The organism is Ruminococcus sp. HUN007, assembly GCF_000712055.1.
Lineage (GTDB): Bacteria > Bacillota > Clostridia > Oscillospirales > Ruminococcaceae > HUN007.
Window position 1 is genome coordinate 268,151 of the sequence record NZ_JOOA01000002.1, and the last position, 14,960, is coordinate 283,110.

General features: G+C 40.7%; 13 protein-coding genes and 1 tRNA gene. 6 read left to right on the forward strand and 8 right to left on the reverse strand.

The window, feature by feature from the left end:
* Positions 1 to 157: 157 nt before the first annotated feature.
* From CC97_RS18630 to CC97_RS05290, 5 genes are read right to left on the reverse strand one after another with little or no spacing between them, the layout of a single operon-like run.
* Complete coding sequence (locus CC97_RS18630; RefSeq protein ID WP_156036778.1) at positions 158 to 1,456, reverse strand: ABC transporter permease; 1,299 nt, start codon at positions 1,454 to 1,456, stop codon at positions 158 to 160.
* Between the two features lie 8 nt (positions 1,457 to 1,464).
* The gene (locus tag CC97_RS05275; RefSeq protein ID WP_044974135.1) at positions 1,465 to 2,835 is read right to left on the reverse strand and encodes an HlyD family efflux transporter periplasmic adaptor subunit; all 1,371 of its coding nucleotides are present in this window, start codon (positions 2,833 to 2,835) and stop codon (positions 1,465 to 1,467) included.
* 21 nt (positions 2,836 to 2,856) lie between these two features.
* Positions 2,857 to 4,230 carry an ABC transporter permease gene (locus CC97_RS18635; RefSeq protein WP_049962704.1) on the reverse strand — a complete coding sequence of 458 codons (1,374 nt, stop codon included), beginning with the start codon at positions 4,228 to 4,230 and terminating at the stop codon, positions 2,857 to 2,859.
* On the reverse strand, positions 4,217 to 4,954 hold the full coding sequence (locus CC97_RS05285; RefSeq protein ID WP_044974136.1) for an ABC transporter ATP-binding protein: 738 nt from the start codon (positions 4,952 to 4,954) through the stop codon (positions 4,217 to 4,219). The genes CC97_RS18635 and CC97_RS05285 overlap by 14 nt, the downstream gene beginning before the upstream one ends.
* Complete coding sequence (locus CC97_RS05290; RefSeq protein ID WP_044974137.1) at positions 4,947 to 6,422, reverse strand: efflux RND transporter periplasmic adaptor subunit; 1,476 nt, start codon at positions 6,420 to 6,422, stop codon at positions 4,947 to 4,949. Before CC97_RS05290 ends, CC97_RS05285 begins: the two co-directional genes overlap by 8 nt.
* A gap of 403 nt (positions 6,423 to 6,825) precedes the next feature.
* Here CC97_RS05290 and CC97_RS05295 point away from each other — a divergent pair, with 403 nt between their 5' ends.
* Positions 6,826 to 7,173, forward strand: coding sequence for a hypothetical protein (locus CC97_RS05295; protein WP_044974138.1), 348 nt, complete (start codon positions 6,826 to 6,828; stop codon positions 7,171 to 7,173).
* A 57-nt stretch (positions 7,174 to 7,230) separates the two neighbouring features.
* On the opposite strand, the gene CC97_RS05300 is transcribed toward CC97_RS05295, so the two are convergent.
* Positions 7,231 to 7,449, reverse strand: a complete 219-nt coding sequence (locus CC97_RS05300) for a hypothetical protein (RefSeq protein ID WP_044974139.1) — start codon at positions 7,447 to 7,449, stop codon at positions 7,231 to 7,233.
* A 261-nt stretch (positions 7,450 to 7,710) separates the two neighbouring features.
* Between CC97_RS05300 and CC97_RS05305 the strand changes: the two genes are divergently transcribed.
* A complete protein-coding gene (locus tag CC97_RS05305) occupies positions 7,711 to 9,891 on the forward strand; it encodes a C39 family peptidase (RefSeq protein WP_156036779.1) in 2,181 nt (726 codons plus the stop codon).
* A gap of 168 nt (positions 9,892 to 10,059) precedes the next feature.
* Here CC97_RS05305 and CC97_RS05310 read toward each other — a convergent pair whose 3' ends face one another.
* Complete coding sequence (locus tag CC97_RS05310) at positions 10,060 to 10,815, reverse strand: dockerin type I repeat-containing protein (protein ID WP_044974141.1); 756 nt, start codon at positions 10,813 to 10,815, stop codon at positions 10,060 to 10,062.
* Between the two features lie 306 nt (positions 10,816 to 11,121).
* Between CC97_RS05310 and CC97_RS05315 the strand changes: the two genes are divergently transcribed.
* The 4 genes from CC97_RS05315 (at position 11,122) to CC97_RS05330 (ending at position 13,980) form a co-directional block, all read left to right on the forward strand.
* Positions 11,122 to 11,976, forward strand: coding sequence for an MBL fold metallo-hydrolase (locus tag CC97_RS05315; RefSeq protein ID WP_049962705.1), 855 nt, complete (start codon positions 11,122 to 11,124; stop codon positions 11,974 to 11,976).
* A 29-nt stretch (positions 11,977 to 12,005) separates the two neighbouring features.
* Positions 12,006 to 13,361: an MATE family efflux transporter gene (locus CC97_RS05320; RefSeq protein WP_044976804.1), complete on the forward strand. Its 1,356-nt coding sequence runs from the start codon at positions 12,006 to 12,008 to the stop codon at positions 13,359 to 13,361.
* A 102-nt stretch (positions 13,362 to 13,463) separates the two neighbouring features.
* A tRNA-Leu gene (locus CC97_RS05325) sits at positions 13,464 to 13,547 on the forward strand.
* 265 nt (positions 13,548 to 13,812) lie between these two features.
* Positions 13,813 to 13,980 (forward strand): hypothetical protein, encoded by a 168-nt coding sequence (locus tag CC97_RS05330; RefSeq protein WP_156036780.1) that lies wholly within the window; start codon positions 13,813 to 13,815, stop codon positions 13,978 to 13,980.
* Between the two features lie 278 nt (positions 13,981 to 14,258).
* Here the strand turns inward: CC97_RS05330 and CC97_RS05335 are convergent, their stop codons facing one another.
* Positions 14,259 to 14,960 carry an RloB family protein gene (locus CC97_RS05335; RefSeq protein ID WP_044974143.1) on the reverse strand — a complete coding sequence of 234 codons (702 nt, stop codon included), beginning with the start codon at positions 14,958 to 14,960 and terminating at the stop codon, positions 14,259 to 14,261.

Genomic DNA, 14,960 nt, shown 5'->3' on the forward strand with positions numbered 1-14,960 from the left:
ACCGTCTTTCTATCATAAGAACATATGAATATCTGTTCATGTATTCATTATAGCACCATCACTATGCTCTGTCAATATATTTCAAAGAAAAAACAGCAGAAATTTCCGAAAAAACTTCTGCTGTTTTTATTTGGTTTATTAATACGAATTCCTGTAATTATTCGTAACGCAGTGCGTCAACGACTTCCATCTTTGCAGCCTTGTCAGCCGGATAAACGCCGAATACAAGTCCTACAACAAATGAGAAAACAACTGAGCCGATGATTGCTCCCAAAGGTACAGTAAGATCGATGCTGATCGGAAGATTAAGGTTAGCAGTAAACTTTATAGCAAGCATTGCCATAAGCTTTGCCTCGATAAGCCCTAAAACAATACCAATAACAGAACCGATAAGTGATATTACAATAGATTCAGTAATAAACTGTAATCTGATCGACTTATTATCAGCACCCATGGCCTTACGAACACCTATCTCCATCGTTCTTTCATTTACACTTACGAGCATGATGTTCATAACGCCGATACCGCCGACAATCAGAGAAACTGCAGCGATTGCGGCAATTATAAGAGTAAGTACATTGATAATTGTATCGACCATTTCAATTTCTTCAGTAGAAGATTCAGTGTATACCATCTCACCTTCAGCAAGGTAAGGAGTATAGAGCTCAGTAGCAACTTCTTTAAGCTCTTTAGGAGATATATCGTCAGGTGCTATAAACTGAATACTGTTGGAATTTTTCACCTTTGAGCCCATTACCCTGTCAATATACGAATAAGGGAAAATAGCCATCTGCGGTGAGTTATCTGATCCGCCTAATCCTAAAGCGTTTATATCGATCTTATCTTTAGTAACGCCTACTACTGTTGCGTTAAGAGTGGCCCTTCCAAGCTCAGGAGAAGGAGTCGACTGACTGACATTTACCTGTCTGCCGACAGCACTTGCATCTTTACCAAAGAGTTTCTCAGCTGTTTTTTCTGTTATAACAACAGAAGCTGAGCAGTTATCAATATCTTCCTCAGTAATAAACCGACCGTCTATTATATCGACGCCCAGTGATGTTATAGTGTTAGGTGAAACACTGTAAACAATGATCTTTGAACTTTCTTCGCCGTTCGCATTCAGAGTGCTGTGTCCTACCATAGAAGCCGTTACTCTTTTTACGCGGCCGTCAAACGCATCTTCAAACTGTCTGATCATGTCTTCGGTCATCTCAGTTCCGGACATATCGCCTTCATTAGCAAATTTCTGCATATCAAAAAGCATTATAGCAAACTGATTTCCCTGTACAAGATCGCCAAGTGCTGTACTCATAGTTTTGCTGATAGTACTTCCTATGGTATTGATAAGAATAACTGAACTAATACCAACGACTATACCAAGAGTAGTAAGGAAGGTTCTCATCTTACTGGCTGTCAGACAGCGAAAAGCCGAAAGAATATATTCTGTAATACTCATATCAACTATCAACCTTCCATTCCCTTCACCTTGATCCTGTCACCTTCATTATGCGTTGTAACATTACCAACAATAAGGTCACCTTCATTAAGACTGTCAGACTTAACTTCAACATAAAACGAAGATTCATAGCCTTTTTCTATATTCACTTTTTCAGCAACGTACTCATCGCCTTTTTTTACAGCACGGTAAACATAGTTGTTTCCGTTTTCGTCCTCACCAATTGCATCGTACTGAACCGACGGACGTGATCCCTCGTTTACAAGATAAATCTTTGCAGCCGTCGCAACATTATGTCTAAGCTTATCCATAACTGATTTATCTGTAATTTCAAGCTCTACAGCATATCCATCGCCTGTATTGCTGTAAATGTCTGATACCTTTAATACCTTGGCCGGGATCTCTTCCGCACCGGTAAGAGTTGTCCTGAAGCCTGCTTCCTGACCTGGCTTAATATCAAGTACATCTTTACTGTCAACATAGGCTTCAACTTTATAATTTCCGAGAGTTCCTATTCTGAAGAGACCACCGTCAAAAGCATATCCGCCTTCTGAAGCAAAGCAGTCAGCGATTATTCCGGACTTAGGCGCTTTAACTATAAGATGATCTTTCTCATCCTTAAGTTTCTGAAGCTGATCTTCATAGTCACGGATTATAGCGTCAGCATCAGTGATAGACTTGATGTAATCATTACTGCTGAGAGTATCGATAACTTTTCTCTGAGCATCCCTGGCCTGGGAAAGAGTCTTTTCTGCTGCTCTTATCTGATCATTGATGCCATCAAGCTGCGACAGATACTGATTGTACATCTCCTCGTACATAGCCGCTTCTTCAGGATTTGATGTTGAGTAACATTTATCAAAGTATTCAGAATACTTGTTATAGGTGTCATCGTACATCTTTCTTGCTGAATTTACTGCAAGCTGTGCACTTTCCACCTGAAGTGCTGCCTGTTTTCTCTGATATTCAGCAGTACCAGCCTCTTCGTTATTGTCAAGTGCATCTGCTGACTTTTTATCGCTTATATATTTCTCGATACGTGCAATTTCTTCGTCGATACCCTCACCGTCAAATTCGCAGAGAACATCGCCTTCCTTAACTTCATCGCCGAGTTTGAAATAAACTTTTTTTATCTTCTGGGTAACATTAGTTGACACAGTTTCAATGTCATTCATTACCACTTTACCTGTAGCAGATCTGTACTCATTAAGATCCCTGCTTTCAAATGGGATAACATAATCATAAGTATTAGGATCGCTGTTAAGATCAAGCTTCAATGCAGCGAACCATGCCAGAAAACCTGCTATCAGAAGCCAGAAAATCACATTTCTGATGATTTTTCTGGTTTTCTTTTTATTTCTGATGGATTTTTCTTTCATTATCTGTTGTCCTTTCACGTTCTATTCATATCTCAATGCATCGACCGGCTGCATTCTGGCACCCTTGTTCGCAGGATAAAGTCCAAATATAATACCTACTGCAAGTGAGAAAAGGGTTGAAATAACAATTGCGTTGACCGATGGTGTAACGTGCACTTCTGCATTCTTTAAGAAATACTTAAAGCTTTCGTTAGGAATAAGATCATACAGCTTGTCAAGATTAGATTCCAGTATCATACCGAAAAACATTCCAAAAAAAACACCCACAGCACATGCTATAAGACAAATCATTGCAGATTCAAAAAGAAACTGTGTGCGGATAGAGCTGTTTCTGGCGCCGAGAGCCTTCTTTATACCTATTTCCTTAGTTCTTTCTGTTACACTTACAAGCATGGTATTCATAAGTCCAATACCACCGACAAGAAGCGAAATAGCTGCTATCACAACAAAAGAACCGGTTATAACAGAAATAATATTAGTTATCGAGGACAACTGATCAAGAATATCAAGAACGGAATAATTATAATCCGGATCACTGCCGTATTTATCAAGCGCAAAGCTTTCGATTAATGCTTTTGCTTTTTCTGTTGACGCTTTATCCTTTACAACAAAGCGCATAACAGCCGTTTTATCATCGTCTTCTCCGATAACTGCATTAAAAGTCTGAGAAGGACAAAGCAGATCAGTAACAGTGTTTTCAGTTGTAATATCCGGTGTACCTTTTGATGCAACATATTCATAAACGCCGACAACTGTTAAGCTCATAGTAGCTTTATAAGTATATAGCTGCTCATTGCCTTCTTCGTCATAATATGTTTCAGAAAAAACAGCTTCAAAATCAAGAGTTTTACCAATTGCATCATTGCATGAACCAAAAAGTGATTTTGCCGCAAAATCTGTAATAACGCATACCGGCTTTCTGTAACGGCATTCCTCAAGATTTATAAATCTGCCGTTAGTTATCCTGAGTTTCTGAGTCAGAGCATAAGACGAAGTAACGCCCTTCACATCAACATTTGCTTTATGTTTATTATCCAGCATGATCGTCGCCGCAGCATCAGCATACGTACCATTATCAAAATCAATTATAACGCCATCTGTCGAATTAATGAAATCATAAATTTCATCTAAGTCAAACGGGTATTTATTATAATCGATATCACTGTTCGAATTCTGGTCATTAATATCCCATCCTGAAACAAGATAAATCGTATTTCCGCCCGTAAACATCTGAACCATGTAATCTTCAATTATCTTGCTGACCGTATCACCGATAGATACAATGGAAAGGACAGAGCTCAGACCGATAATAATACCGATCATCGTAAGAAATGTTCTTTTTTTATTAAGGACAAGTGAATTATATGCCTGACGAATGTTTTCAAACAGCAGCATTTTCTTCACCTCCGGCATCCTGTACCTTTGTTCCGGTATCAGAAACTACAGAGCCGTCGGAGATAGTAATTATTCTCTCTGTTTCCTTAGCAAGTTCAGGACTGTGTGTGATGAGGATTATCGTCTTTCCTGATTTATGAAGCTTATGGAAAATATCCATAACTATACGGCCTGTTTTAGTATCAAGAGCACCGGTTGGTTCATCGGCAAGGATAAGCGCAGGATCGTTGGCCATCGCTCTTGCAATAGCAACTCTCTGCTTCTGTCCGCCTGAAAGTTCGTTAGGATTATGGTCATAACGTTCTGCCATTCCGACGATCTCAAGAAGTTCCTTGGCGCGGTTTGTTCTTTCCCTTCTTCCCTTTCCGGCGTACATCATCGGGATCTCAACGTTCTTGAGAGCTGAGGTTCTCGGAATAAGATTGAAGTTCTGAAAAACGAAACCTATCTGCCTGTTTCTTATATTACTGAGTTTCTTATCGGAAAGTTTGCTTATGTCTTCACCGTTGAAGAAATAGGAACCCTCTGTCGGTCTGTCAAGTGCACCTATTATGTTCATAAGTGTACTTTTACCGGAACCGGATTCGCCTACAATGGCAACAAATTCACCTTCGTGAACTTTAATATCCATACCGTTCAGGATCTGAAGTTCGTTCGGCTGACCAATGTAGAATCTTTTGATTATTCCCTGAAGATCAACGACTACTTTTTTACTATCACTCATCGTCGTTTTCTCCCTTTTCTTCATCAGTATCATTTCTGTTTTTTCCGGTTACCTTTACGTCTACGATGTCATCTTCCTTGCATCTGCCCGGCATAGATACTATGTAGTCACCTTTTTCAAGGCCTTCACCTGATATTTCAACATAAGTGTTGTTTTCATTGCCCTTTGTTACTTCAACTTTTCTGAGCTTGTATGTATTATCTGACTGCTTTTCAGCTTCATATACATAAAACTTTTTATCATCTTCGTTTTCACTGTCATCATCTTTCCTGTCACTGAAAACGGACTTTTTAGTTACGGCAAGAGTATTCTCCGCATCGAGTGTTGTAATAACAACTGTAGCTTTCATACCTATACGGAAATTTGTAGGATCATCTATATTTATATAACCGTCAAATCCGTTTGCTGACTTGATGTCAAGTACTCTGTCAACTACACCTGAGTATTCGTCATCTTTTCTTGCAGGTATAGTAACAACAGCTTTCATTCCGGACTTTACGCTGAGAAGATCCTTTTCATCTATTGATACATGAACACATACATTCGATGCATTCTGAAGAGTCATAAGAATACCGTCACGGCATACCTTGCCTTCTTCAGCAGGAATAGTTGCTATAACTCCTGCGCCCGTTGCCCTGACTTTTGTTTTTTCAAGATCTTTCTTAAGCTCTTCAAGTCTGTTTTTGTTGTCTGTATCAGAACTGTTTGTAAGAGAATATGTATCTATATTATACTGTGCTGAATCTGCCTGGCTTTTGGCTGAGATCTTTGCTGATTCAACAGCCTTTTCATACATCGCAATAGTTTCCTTAAGGCTCTGCATCTTGGAATTTGCGGTTTCATAAGCACTCATTGCGGCAGCTACTTCACCCATTTTCAGCTTGTACTGCTCCATAAGCACCTTGGCCTGTACTTCATCACCTGCATTCAGAGCCTGATTCTGAAGATCGTTTGCCTCGTTTGTCAGACTTTCATATCTGGCACGGTTCTCGTTATAGGAATTCTGTTCTGAATTATAACTGTTTCTTGCATCTTCAAGCTTTTTATTCGCTTCATCAATATCAAGCTGACCTGATTTTCTTGTGTTTTCAAGTTCTTTCTGAAGTTGCTGATATTTGTAATCGTAAAGTGTACTTGAGTCGCTTATATTCTTCTCAAGATTAGCGATATTCTTTTCAATCTCAGAAGAATCAAGTTCACAAAGAATGTCGCCTGCTTTAACTGAATCGCCTACGCTCACATATAATTTTGTGACCTTAAGATTTGTAAGATCAGTCATAACTGTTGAATCTTTCTCTGTACTTTCAACAGTACCTCCGAGTTCAAGCGTTTCACTAAGATCCTTTTCGCTCAGTTCCGCAACATTTACCTTTTTCAATGAGCTGCTGTCTGATTTCTTTCCGCATCCGGCAGAAAGAAGGCATACCGAGCAAAGAAGTGCAGTTACTCTCAGCATTTTTCTGTTCATAAAATTTGTCTATCCTTTCTTGTTTTGTTTTAATATGACACTAAGCAATGAAAGATGTCACATAAATAAATTATACTACTGACATGTAGAATTGTCAATATAATTTGTACATTAAACAGCTACGAAATCAACACAATTCGTAAGTTTCGTGCATTTATAATTATGTATTAAGGAAACACTGATCAAACCGGAAATCCGGCTTCGCCCCGGAGCCCTGCGCTGATTATGAACGAATCAGCGTTTCCTTGAGTATAATAAAGACGCCCCCATTATTATCGCAGATACGGACTGCAGTACAGTAGACAAACGAACCATTTTATGATATAATTATTAGTAAACAGTAAATATGAATACATCACGGTTTGGAGTCTGAGATACACTCATCAGATCGGGAGGCGGTAATATGGGGTATAACAAATATTTATGGAATACAGGTAAAAAAGAAGAAGAGGAAACATTCGGACAGGTAAAGATCTCGCCTATTGACGAAGCCGCCGTGCCGACTTATGAAGTAGTGATCCATTACGGTGCAGGACACAAATGTGAGATAGCTGACTTAAATCCTGACAACGTAGTTCCGAAGGCTCTCTATCTTTTCAGCATCAGTTACTATAACATCATAAGGGTATCTGATCCGGCTGGTATTTTTCAGGATGACGGAATAATGGTCGAAACCCGAAGGATAATAAACAAGCAGATGAACATGTACGGACACACAAGACTTTATCTTGTAAAATCATATATGTTTTAAATTAAAAAGGATGCATACTTCCCGAAAGAGAAACATGCATCCTTTTTGTTCTACTTGTCAGCTGATAATTACAGAACCCGTAACATCATCTTTATAGTACTGCTTAATTATTTTTCCCGTTTCAGCATCCGCAAGCACCACACTGCACAGCGTACATCCGCACAGAAGAGTGTATTTTTCTACTGCAGCAGCGAAATCTTCAAAGCTGTCTCTTTTGACTTCAAGAATGTCACTGTCCTTTTCCGGTTCCTCCACGTAACATACTATATATCTCATTTTATACCTCCGTAATAATAATATTTCAGTGTTCCGCTACAATTGATTTTAGCATATGTCATTACAAAAGTCCAGTCTGATAAAAAAAATTTGACAAACATCCTGCTAAGTAGTAAAATAGAAATGTTTGATTATACGGGGACACTGATCATAACGGTAACCAGATTTTTAATAGTTTCGGCAGCCTTTTCTGCACTCATCCGCATCTCCGGCGGAAACTGCCCCGACTGCCTTTGCTGTTACAAAACTTCAGGAGGAAAAATGAATAAAAAAATCAGCAAGATCATACCTGCTGCTCTTATTGCTGCTCCCCTGCTCATGAACAATCCATGGCCGGATGAATTAAACGCAGCAAGCAATACTTCAATTGCAGGTCTGAAAAACTACATATTCGGAAATATTCTGCAGCATGCAAATTACGATGCTGCACTTGACACAAACAGCGACAACTGTCTTGATGTCTTTGATATCATCAGATTCAAGCAGGAACAGTACAGCATCGGTACCTGCGGACTTGACAACAAACCTGCAGTAACCACAGGCACATCTGCTGTAACTTCCGGACCGGCGGAAACCGGAAGCACTGAAGTTACTACGACAAATGGAAATGTTATAACCGAAACATCTGCTGTAACAGAAATCACAACTGGAGCCGCTTCTTCAGGACAGGTTTCTGAAAGCATCACATTCTCAGAAACAACTGCATTTGTTTCTTTACCTGCATCTACTGAAGTACAGGTAACTGAAGCACTTACAACCACAGTTACGGAAACACAGGCCGGTGTTACAACTGCTCCGGTTTCTTCGGAAACAACAGCCGCATCAGGAACCACCGCTGCAGCCGTAACTTCAGAAGTGACAACTTCTGTTCCGGTAACATCTTCTGTGACTACAACGACTGCACCTGTTACAACTGCTGTGACAACTACTACATCTGCTCCGGCAGCCACAACTGTGACGACTACTACATCTGCTCCGGTAACTACAACAGTAACGACTACAACTGCGGCTCCTGTTACCACAGCAGTAACGACCACGACTCCGGCACCGGTAACAAAACTTCCGGAAAAGAAAATAATTTCGAGCGTAAAGAGCATGCTTCAGAGTCCGGAACTCCCGACAGGATGTGAAGCGACCGGTCTTACTATAGCAGTAAGATGGTACGGTTACGATGTAAGCAAGACTGATATAGCTATGAAATACATGCCGCGTCAGGATTTCCACTACTCAGGCGGAAAACTCATCGGTGCTGACTTTATTACAACATTCGCCGGAGATCCTTCAAGAAACGATCTTTCTTACGGATGCTACATTCCTTGTATGGTCAAGACAGTGGATAATTACTTCCAGGCTGTCGGAAGCAGCTACCGCGGCAAAGATATTTCCGGCAAGGAACTCGAAGACCTCTTCCCTTATATAGCAAACAATATTCCGGTCGTGGTTATTTCCACTCCTGAACTTGTAAACCCGAGAACGGGCGATTCATGGTATACTGCAGACGGCCGTTATGTCACATGGCAGCGTGGTCACCACTGCACAGTTCTTATCGGATACGACAAAACAAGATCAAAGGTTTACTGTGCAGACCCTATGATGCTCAAGGGTGTTGTTGAATGGGATATTGCTCAGTTCAAGAACATTTACAACCAGAAGGGCAAGCACGCTATGATAATCGACACCGGATCAGTTACACCTCCGAAAAAAGCTCTTAAGGAAGGCGATCAGGTAAGATTTGCAGGATGGCTCAACACAAGCAGCGACGGAAAAGGTACTGACAAATACATCGATTCCGGTGTATATACTATCACGAAGATACTTGATCCTTCACTTGAAAGACCTGTAAACATCGGAAACTCCGGATGGGCAAGCTACGATGCGATCTATGAAAATCAGCCATATTTCGGAAACGGAACACCTTCTGCTCCGACAACACCTGAAAACCCGGCAACACCTTCACCTTCATCAAATGCCGTAACTGCACTGACAAACGGTCAGGTCTACAACATAGTAAACTGCATGAGCCGTAAATACTTAAACGTAGACTACGGAAAAGATGCTGACGGCACAAACATTTACCAGTGGACAAGCGACGGAAGCACCGAACAGAAGTTCAAGGCTGTTTCAGCTTCTGATGCATGGAAACTCCTTGCTATGTGCAGTTCATCCGGCGGAAACCGTATGGTAACTGCAGTCAAGCCTGATAACGGAGAAAACGTATATCTCTTCAAACCGACAAATGATGTAACGCAGCTGTGGACACTGACAAAGATAAAGGACGGCGTTTTTGCAATCGGACTCAAAGCATATCCGGGATACGTACTTACAGTACCTGACTACAATAACGGTTCAGCTTCAGGTACTTCAAAATCATCAGGCGGCAACGTATTCATAAGCAAATACACCGGTGCTGAAAACCAGCTCTGGTATTTTGAAAAGAAATAAAAACGCAGAACTATGCTGGGCTAAGCAAATCAGATCAGAAAACGTATCTGATTTCATAAGTTCGGTATAAACGAAACAGCTCTGAATGTTATCCACATTCAGAGCTGTTTTTGATTATATGATTTACGACGCGTTTCCGATTAGACAGGTAAATCAGTTTTTCACTTATTACTTATCTTCATTCATAAAATATGAAGGTGGTCCGTAAACCAGCTGAACAGGGTCAGGTTCGTACTCGGGTTCTTCTGATTCCGGTGTTGTTATTTCAGGTTCCGCCGGTTCTGCTTCTGTATTTGCGGGAGCGACGGAAGGTTCAGCAACCGGGGCACCGTAAACAGGCTGCGGCGGTTCTTCCTCAAAAGTAGTTACAGGCTTTGTCACCGGAACGAAGCTTGGAATGATCGGTGGTATACCGTATTTAGGCTGCATACCCGTATCCCAGAAAGTCGGGTCAGTTTCCGGTTCAGTTACTGCAGGTTCATCATCAGTAATAAATACAGGCGGAGCCCCGTACTTAGTCTGATAAGACGGCTCCGGAGAAACTTCCGGAATTCCGTATTCCGGCTGAGGAACAATATCATCCGGCGGCCACATATCATCGTTCGCCGGGAGTCCGAACAGAGAACGCTGCATTATTTTTATATCTGTTTTGCTTATTGTTTCGTCAGCGTCAAAATCTCCGAGTTCCTGCCAGTATGTCGTCTCGTTATCTCCTGTTCCGTTGGATTTCATCAGGATAAGATCAACAATATTTATCTTATTATCCATATTGAGATCGCCCTTAGCGTAAAACACCCACGGTGGTCCGTAAAGAACGGCCGCCTCAGATTCATTGCCTGATGAAGGAGCTGCTAACTGAGACTGAACTGTAACCGCTGCAGAAAGAAGCGCTGCAGTCATAATAGTTTTTTTCGTTTTCTTCATCTGAATTCCCCTTTCAGAACTTACTGATATTATTCATAAACACCACTGACGGAATTCATCATCAGCCAGTGAACGCCGGTATAACATACCCATGTATAGTCATAAAAAAACATGTATCTAACGCATAAATCTATACATTTTTATTATATAATACAAGTATTGAGATGTCAATAATACGTACAAATATTTATTTACAAATGCACGATAATGTGTTATCATTAAAGTAAACTTCAATATATTTTGTCACTTAATAAACTACATTCTGATTTACAAACCGATCATCAGAGCTCAGAAAGGAGAGCGTGCATGGCAATGTACTCTAAAACAATAAAAGCTGCTGCTTCGCTGATCATTGCTGCATCAGTAAGTCTCGGACTCTGTTCCTGCAGCAAAACAGGACTTAACAAAAAACAAATGGCAGTTTACTTCTTCCAGGCCGGCAAGGCTGACGCTCAGCTTATCTATACCGACGACGCTGCTGTTCTTATAGATGCAGGAGACAAGAATTACGGCGATAAAATTGCAGAATATCTGAAGAAAAAAGGTATCGGCAAACTGGACGCACTGATCCTTACTCACTACGATGAGGATCATATAGGCGGTGTTCCTACCCTGCTCGACGATGTCCTTCCTGACAGGATCTATGTTTCAAATCTTCCGAAGGATTCAAAGGAAACTGCTGCCCTGAACGAAGCACTGACACAGAACAGCCTTGTCACAACTTTAGTTGAAGGAAGCGAAGCTGTGGAACTTGATCTTGACGGAATGAAAATAAAGATTGACGGACCGGATGAAAAGCTCTATGAGGAAAATGATTCGAACAATTCATCGCTGATAACTGAAGTTACATATAACGACCACAATCTCCTGTTCATGGGTGACGCTCAGAAGCTGAGAGCCGAAGAATACATGGAGCAGAATCCGGATAAAACATTCGAAATCCTGAAGGTCCCGCACCATGGCTACTACCACAAATATCTCAAAAGTGTGGCTGAAAAGTTTTCACCGGAATACGCAGTCATAACCTGTTCAAACAAAAACGGCGGTGAAGAAAAATCAGTAAAAGCCTTCGAAGACAGAGGAGCGACAGTTCTCAAAACCTGCGACTCCCCTGTTTATATGATAATTGACGATAAAATCACTGTAAAAACGGAAACATAAAACATAAAATATAAATGATAAAAAAACATATGAACAACAAATCCGAAACCGCCTCACTGAACATGACAGAAGGCGGAATACTAAAGAATCTTTTAATATTCGCAGCACCTATCCTGATAGGAAATATATTTCAGCAGCTCTACAACGTAACTGATACCGCTATAATCGGCAATATACTCGGTGACAATGCGCTTGCGGCAGCCGGCGCATCTGCACCTGTCTACGGACTTCTGATAAGTTTTTCACACGGCATGTCGAACGGTTTTTCCGTCGTCATCGCAAGATATTTCGGAGCTCAGAATGAACGCGAAATGAAAAAATCAGTTGCACTCACCTATCTGCTTTCAGCAGTGATCGCACTGATACTTACTGTAACCTTTGTTCTTCTGCTTCATCCGCTGATGCAGATACTGAAAACTCCGGCAGATATCATAAGTGACACCGAAAACTATCTTCGTATAATACTGCTGTTCTCGACAGTCACAATTGCTTACAACACTCTTGCCGCAATGCTCCGTGCCGTCGGAAACAGCCGCGCACCACTCTACTTTCTTGTGATAAGCACACTGGTAAATATCGCTCTCGACTTCCTTTTCGTCAAAGGATTCGGCATGGGTATTGCCGGTGCAGCATGGGCTACAGTTATCTCGCAGGTAATATCGGTCATTCTGTGCTTTATCTATACTTTAAAGAAATGCAGATTTCTGATTTTCAGAAAGTCGGAACTGGTTTACGACACCACACTGCTCGGCGACCTCATTTCCACGGGCATGGCTATGGCACTTATGCATGGTGTTGTTCAGGTAGGTTCCGTTATCCTCCAGAGCGGCGTAAACAGCTTTGGTACAGCCACAGTAACTGCACATACCGCCGGACGAAAGATAGACGAAATATTCATGCTTCCGCTCGGAACTATTTCAATGTCGGCAGCAACTTTCACGAGTCAGAACTTCGGTGCAGACAGATTGGACAGAGTTAAAAAAGGAATCATCTGCAGCATTATGATAGCTGAAGTATGGAGTGTTATAGCACTTACAGGATCTCTCCTTTTCAGGATACCGCTCGTAAAGGCACTTTCAGGATCGACCGATGAGTTCATAATTTCAACTGCCTCAAAGTATATCATCATCAACGTATCGTTTTTCTTCATACTTGACGTACTGCTGGTTCTCCGAAGCAGCCTCCAGGGCGTCGGCAGAAAACTTGTGCCGATCACCGGAAGCATCATGGAGCTCATACTGAAAGCTGTAACGGTAGCTGTACTCGCACCATGGCTCGGATATCTAGGAATATGCATCACGGAACCTATAATATGGATAGTGTGCGCAATCTTAGTGCTCATCGATTATTCGGTATTCCTGAAGAAGTATCGTTTAGCTCAGTAAGTATATTAATCAGATATTATGTTTCAAAACTATTTTCGAAAAAAGTATTGACACAGCATTAAACTTGTGGTATAATTATTAAGCACTCAAACGAGTGGGCATGCCGCTGTGGTGAAATCGGCAGACACGAGGGACTTAAAATCCCTTGGTAGAAATACCGTACCGGTTCAAGTCCGGTCAGCGGCACTATATAAAGAACCCGAACTTTTGATTTCAGAAGTTCGGGTTTTCTTTATCCTACATTGTGTTACCATATTTTTTCTCCTATTTATATTCCTGATTCATTGATTTTTCTCCTAAATAGGGTATGTTTTTAGGAGAAAAAATAATTTAGGAGAATAATTAGGGGAAACATAAATTTATCTTATTCATGACACTATTGAAAGTTGGTATAACTATGCGCAACCTTTCCATTTATGATAATGTACCTCACTGCAAAATGATAGAAGATATGCTTGATGAATATAAAAAGCAGATTTCACAACAAATAAGATATGAAGCTGCACACCGACTTATAAAGCTCGACAAATATTCTTTCGAAGTAATTGCAAAATCAGTTGAACTTTCCATCGATGAGGTTATTGAGATTTCAAAACATCCAGAGTATTTTGATGATTGACTTTCACACGCATGCTTTTCTGATAATGGTGGCACCTTCGGTGCAATTGAAAACGGCAGTACACTGATCAAAAAAGATCAGCGCACTGCCGTTATAACACCCTGCAATACAGCGTAAATCTATTATCAGAAATTATTGAAAATGAAGATATGATGTGATATAATGTACAAAGTTTCGGCTCTGTATATTTTCTCATTGTATGAGAATGTTCATAAAAATGTTACAAATTTGAAAACGTAAAAGGGGCTGTTGCAATGTGCAGCAGCCCCCTGAAACAATCATATATTCGGTTTCTCGTTTATTATCGTTTCAATGATCTTGCCAATATTGCAGCTGACCTTTCCTTTGATATCGTGAATATCCTGATTGATCTTCTTCTCCTGTTCAATAGCCATCAGCACATTATCTGCAAGATTTCCTATTTTACCATTCTTCTTAGCGTTCATTCCTGTCAGTTTCAGAAGAACATTGTAAGCATAGCTGTAACTGCCCTTTTCGTCCATAGTCAGGTATTCCTGCTCATGTCCTTTGATTCTCTGTTCATAGCCTCCGTCTATATGAAGGATAAGAAACAACTCAAATCCGGGATTTGATACAGCGGCAATATCAGTCTTTTCAATCTGTGCAATCAGTTCATCATACCCCTGTACTTTCTCCTCAAAGATGTCTCCATCAAACACAATGACCATTTTATCTCTTTCGGGATCAAAATCATTGTCAGGAACAGTTTTTTGCTTTTCAGCAAATACGACAAGGTTCTTGGCAAAAGACAGATTTTTGTCTTCATCAGTCTTCTCCCACAATCGTATATCGATCAAAGGATGGATACCCAGCTCCTTTCTCAGATCGATCAGCCTCTTAAAATAAAATGTCTCTGTATTAGCACCTTCGCAGATGAAAAAGTATTTTCGGAACGGTTCAATCTGCTCTTCATTATCAGAAGGACGGCTGTTCCAGTTAGTATAAGTGTGTACCGGCAT

Bases quoted from the DNA above. Each gene is read 5' to 3' on its own strand.
- CC97_RS05285 (WP_044974136.1), bottom strand. From the start codon at position 4,954: ATGAGTGATAGTAAAAAAGTAGTCGTTGATCTTCAGGGAATAATCAAA.
- CC97_RS05295 (WP_044974138.1), top strand. From the start codon at position 6,826: ATGGGGTATAACAAATATTTATGGAATACAGGTAAAAAAGAAGAAGAG.
- CC97_RS05335 (WP_044974143.1), bottom strand. From the start codon at position 14,960: ATGCCGGTACACACTTATACTAACTGGAACAGCCGTCCTTCTGATAAT.
- CC97_RS05310 (WP_044974141.1), bottom strand. From the start codon at position 10,815: ATGAAGAAAACGAAAAAAACTATTATGACTGCAGCGCTTCTTTCTGCA.
- CC97_RS05315 (WP_049962705.1), top strand. From the start codon at position 11,122: ATGGCAATGTACTCTAAAACAATAAAAGCTGCTGCTTCGCTGATCATT.
- CC97_RS05320 (WP_044976804.1), top strand. From the start codon at position 12,006: ATGAACAACAAATCCGAAACCGCCTCACTGAACATGACAGAAGGCGGA.
- CC97_RS05305 (WP_156036779.1), top strand. From the start codon at position 7,711: ATGAATAAAAAAATCAGCAAGATCATACCTGCTGCTCTTATTGCTGCT.
- CC97_RS05290 (WP_044974137.1), bottom strand. From the start codon at position 6,422: ATGAACAGAAAAATGCTGAGAGTAACTGCACTTCTTTGCTCGGTATGC.
- CC97_RS18635 (WP_049962704.1), bottom strand. From the start codon at position 4,230: ATGCTGCTGTTTGAAAACATTCGTCAGGCATATAATTCACTTGTCCTT.
- CC97_RS18630 (WP_156036778.1), bottom strand. From the start codon at position 1,456: ATGAGTATTACAGAATATATTCTTTCGGCTTTTCGCTGTCTGACAGCC.
- CC97_RS05300 (WP_044974139.1), bottom strand. From the start codon at position 7,449: ATGAGATATATAGTATGTTACGTGGAGGAACCGGAAAAGGACAGTGAC.
- CC97_RS05275 (WP_044974135.1), bottom strand. From the start codon at position 2,835: ATGAAAGAAAAATCCATCAGAAATAAAAAGAAAACCAGAAAAATCATC.
- CC97_RS05330 (WP_156036780.1), top strand. From the start codon at position 13,813: ATGCTTGATGAATATAAAAAGCAGATTTCACAACAAATAAGATATGAA.